Consider the following 1,141-nt stretch of genomic DNA (forward strand, 5'->3'; position numbering starts at 1 on the left):
GACGGTCTCCTTCAACCCCAGCGCATTCGTTCACCGACTTGGGGCTTAAACAGGATTCTCATAAAGTCAGATCCCATGCAACCCCGTCGGTCTCGGGAGAACACCGGCGACGAGACGTGAGCGTCGCGTTGATTACGTCCCGCGTGGTGGGTCGTCGTCGGGGCTGTCGGCTATGATCTCGCAGGCGACCTCGAGGAGTCGGTTACGCTCGTCGCTCAGTACGAAATGTGGAAACCGGGGGAAGATTTCCAAGAGACGGTGGGGTGTGGGGTGTTCCCAGATGGCTTTGATTTTGATCTGCCTCTTCTGGATACTATGTATCCAAGGCGAGATCTCGAGTGGCGAGGACTTCGTCCTCGCATATGAATTGTGAAAGTAGTCTCAAAAAAGCGTTTTGGTCACATATAGCATAGAGGAATTACCAAAACGCATGCATGAGTGTGTATCCCATCAAGCCGTAGAAAGAAGCTATAATAGCTGACAACTACAGTTGGCACGGTCAACCCACCACCTACCACTCACCACCTGACCGTGCCTTTCACTACGTAGTCTCGAATGTCTCGCTTCTGAGCCGCAATCGAGCGGTCAGACTCTTGTGAGAGCCGCACGTAGCCGATCGTAGGCGCGTCGACCCAGTCAGATTCAGGGAGATCGCCAGGGTCGGTGACGCCTTCGCTGTTCCTGATCATGGACTACTCCTCGCCGTTGTCGTGAATGGTGATCTCCAGTTTGTTACTCGCGCCGCCGATGGACCACTCGAGGGTAGTCTCTCGATCCATGTCGAAGAACTCGGCGAGGTCTTTCGGGATCGTAGTTCGGTACTGTTTCCGATGGTAGTCGTCGCCGTCGGGGTTAGTCGTCATTGACTTGGTGACCGAGACGGTAGTTTCTGGCATTCCTGGTTTAACCCTACATAAGTGTATACAATGAAGGCTACGAGAGGGGAAAATCAGGTGTCCCGGAAACCCCCCTTTCCGGGACAGTAGCTTCGATCACAAAAGAGAGGGTCATAGAACACTTCCTATACTCCCCTTTGACTACCTGACAGACAGTACGTACAGGTCAAACAGAGATTCAGTACTTCACAAAGCTGGTTAGTTGAGACGTCTGCTTGCTGAAGATGTGTCCAAACACCAGCAGC

At 52.9% G+C, this 1,141-nt stretch carries 1 protein-coding gene; it reads right to left on the minus strand.

The features are described 5' to 3' along the window. Positions 1-692: 692 nt before the first annotated feature. Complete coding sequence (locus tag GWG54_RS20560) at positions 693-896, minus strand: AbrB/MazE/SpoVT family DNA-binding domain-containing protein (protein WP_167939485.1); 204 nt, start codon at positions 894-896, stop codon at positions 693-695. Positions 897-1,141: the final 245 nt, after the last annotated feature.

It is taken from the genome of Natronococcus sp. JC468 (genome assembly GCF_012163165.1).
GTDB lineage: Archaea > Halobacteriota > Halobacteria > Halobacteriales > Natrialbaceae > Natronococcus > Natronococcus jeotgali.